Source organism: bacterium, from assembly GCA_021372775.1.
Taxonomy (GTDB): Bacteria; Acidobacteriota; Polarisedimenticolia; order J045; family J045; genus JAJFTU01.
The window spans coordinates 1-2,824 of the sequence record JAJFTU010000379.1; the positions used below are offsets into that span (position 1 = coordinate 1).

The 2,824-nt window shown below is 71.8% G+C and carries 4 protein-coding genes; all 4 read left to right on the forward strand.

Features of this window, described 5'->3' with window-relative positions; translation table 11 throughout:
- On the forward strand, positions 1 to 296 hold a 296-nt coding region (locus tag LLG88_12500), incomplete at its 5' end, for a hypothetical protein (protein ID MCE5247724.1).
- Positions 297 to 342: 46 nt separating this feature from the next.
- Positions 343 to 759: a rubrerythrin family protein gene (locus LLG88_12505; protein ID MCE5247725.1), complete on the forward strand. Its 417-nt coding sequence runs from the start codon at positions 343 to 345 to the stop codon at positions 757 to 759.
- A 67-nt stretch (positions 760 to 826) separates the two neighbouring features.
- Positions 827 to 2,200 (forward strand): 4Fe-4S dicluster domain-containing protein, encoded by a 1,374-nt coding sequence (locus LLG88_12510; protein ID MCE5247726.1) that lies wholly within the window; start codon positions 827 to 829, stop codon positions 2,198 to 2,200.
- Between the two features lie 31 nt (positions 2,201 to 2,231).
- On the forward strand, positions 2,232 to 2,813 hold the full coding sequence (locus LLG88_12515; GenBank protein MCE5247727.1) for a DUF3501 family protein: 582 nt from the start codon (positions 2,232 to 2,234) through the stop codon (positions 2,811 to 2,813).
- The last annotated feature ends 11 nt before the right edge of the window (positions 2,814 to 2,824 follow it).

A 2,824-nucleotide genomic window follows, 5' to 3' on the forward strand; every position in this document is an offset into this window, starting at 1 on the left:
ACAAGACGCTCGAGGCGTTCCTCGCGGCGGGCCTCTGCCGCCGCGTCAACGCGGAGGGCTCGCTGCGCGTGGACGGCGTCCCCCGCCCGCACGACCACGCCGTCTGCCGCGGCTGCGGCCGGGTCTACGACGTGGACCGCGACGCCTGCCCCGTCCCGCGCCCCCCCGCGCGGCTCCCCGGCGGCCTCGTCGTCGCCGAGGTCCGCGTCGAGTACGACGTCGTCTGCCCGCGCTGCCGCGCCGCCGCGCGGCGGAGCGGACGCGAGGCCGCAATGCAACGGCGCGCCGCGCGCTGAGCCGCCGCGGCGCCGGAACGAAGACAAAGCCAGAAGGAGCCACGAGATGACGCAGCTCAACGGAACCAAGACCCACGCCAACCTCAAGGAAGCGTTCGCCGGCGAGTCGCAGGCCAACCGCCGCTACCTCTACTTCGCCAAGGCCGCGGACATCGAGGGGTACCCGGAGGTCGCCGGGCTCTTCCGCGACACGGCCGAGGGGGAGACCGGCCACGCCCACGGCCACCTCGACTACCTCAAGAAGGTCGGCGACCCCGCGACGGCGCTGCCGATCGACGACGTCGCCGCGATGCTCAAGTCGGCCGTGGCCGGCGAGACGCACGAGTACACCGACATGTACCCGGGCATGGCCCGCACGGCGCGCGAGGAAGGGTTCCCCGAGATCGCCGACTGGTTCGAGACGCTGGCCAAGGCCGAGCGTTCGCACGCCGGGAAGTTCCAGCGCGCGCTCGACACGTTCTGATCGGCCGCGGCGCGCCGGGCGCTCCCGCCCCGTCCCGGCGCGCCGCCGTCCGCGGAGAAGCCACGCGATGAGCGACGACGGCAAGCTGCACGACATCCGCTTCGCGCCGACCGACGGCCTGACCTACAACCCGAACGAGCCGAAGTACTGGGACAAGGCGGCGCTGCAGAAGGAGCTCGACCGCGCCTTCGAGCTCTGCGCCGGCTGCCGGCTCTGCTTCAAGTCCTGCCTGTCGTTCACGACGCTCTTCGACGCCGTGGACCAGCGCGGCGGCGTCCGCGCGCTGACCGACGACACGACGCGGGCCGTCGTGGAGCAGTGCTTCCAGTGCAAGCTCTGCTACACGCAGTGCCCCTACACCGAGGCCGAGGGGCACGAGTTCAAGCTCGACTTCCCGCGGCTGATGACCCGCGCCAAGGCGGTCCGCCGCCGCGCGGAAGGGATCCCGCTGCGCGACCGGCTGATGGCGAATCCGGACCTGCTCGGCCGCGTCGGCTGCGCCACGGCGCCGCTCGCCAACTGGGCCAACAGGTTCCGGCCGAACCGCGCGGCGATGGAGGTCTTCGGCGGCATCCACCGCGACAAGCTGCTGCCGCGCTACGAGTCGGAGACGTTCGACGCCTGGTTCCGCCGCGAGACCGGCGGCGCCGACGTCACGCCCGACGGGCGGATCAAGGCGCTGCTGTTCGAGACCTGCTTCGTGGACTACAACCGCCCCTCGCTCGGCCAGGCCGCCGTGCGCGTGCTGCGGCACAACGACTGCCAAGTCGCCTGCCCCAAGCTGGAGTGCTGCGGCATGCCGGCGCTCGACGCCGGCGACGTCCGCCTCGCCCGCCGCAAGGCGGAGCGCAACGTCCGCGCGCTCCTGCCGTGGGTCGAGCGCGGCTTCGCCGTCGCGGTGATCAACCCCACCTGCTCGCTGATGATCCGCGACGAGTACCCGCGCCTGCTCGACGACCCGGCGGATCCGGCGCTGGCCGAGGCGGCGCGCCGCGTGGCCGCGGCGACGAAGGACATCTCCGAGTTCCTCTTCGGCCTCAAGCAGGCGGGGGAGTTCAAGGAGGACTTCCGCTCGACGCCGAACGGGCCGATCGCCTACCACGCCCCCTGCCACCTGCGGATGCAGGCGGTCGGCTTCCGCGGGCGCGACCTGATGCGCCGGATCCCCGGCGCGCAGCCGCGGCTGGTGCAGGAGTGCTGCGGCCACGACGGCACGTGGGCGATGAAGAAGGAGTACTTCGCGCTGGCGATGAAGAACGGCCGCAAGGCGTTCGAGGGAATGGACGAGGCCGGCGCCGAGATCTGGACGACCGACTGCCCGCTCGCCGCGCTGCAGTTCGAGCAGGCGCGCGGGGTGCGGCCGCTGCATCCGGTCGAGGTGCTCGACCGCGCCTACCGCGCGGACGGCTTCCCCACGCCGGTCGCGGCGCAGGACAAGTGACGCGGCCGCGGGCCGCCGGGAGAACGGAACAGTGAAGCCGATCGAAAGGGACGAGATCCTCGACGCCGAGCGGTACGAGGCGGCGCGGGACGAGATCCGCCGCAGGATCATGGTCCTCAAGGACCGCCGGCGCGCCGCGCTCGGCGACTACTGCACGGCGCAGTTCGAGAACCGCGAGACGCTGCGCTACCAGATCCACGAGATGCTGCGGGCCGAGAAGGGGTTCGGGAAGCCGGACGCCGTGCAGGACGAGCTCGCGGCCTACAACCCGCTGGTCCCGGCGACGGGCGAGCTCTCGGCGACGGTGATGTTCGAGTACGAGACGCCGGAGCTGCGCGCGGAGTGGCTGACGAAGCTGGTCGGGATCGAGAACCATCTTTGGCTGGTCATCGGCACGGAGACGCCGATTCCGGCGCGGTTCGACCGGATGCAGATCGCCGACGGCAAGATCTCGTCGGTGCAGTTCGTGAAGTGGCGGGTGGACGAGCGGCGGCGGGAGTTGCTGAAGGATCCGGGGACGGTGGTGAAGCTGCTGCTCGATCATCCGGCGTACCAGGCTGTGTCGGTGCTCTCGGAGCAGACGCGGCGAGAGATCATGAACGACGCCGACTGACCGGCGGCCGC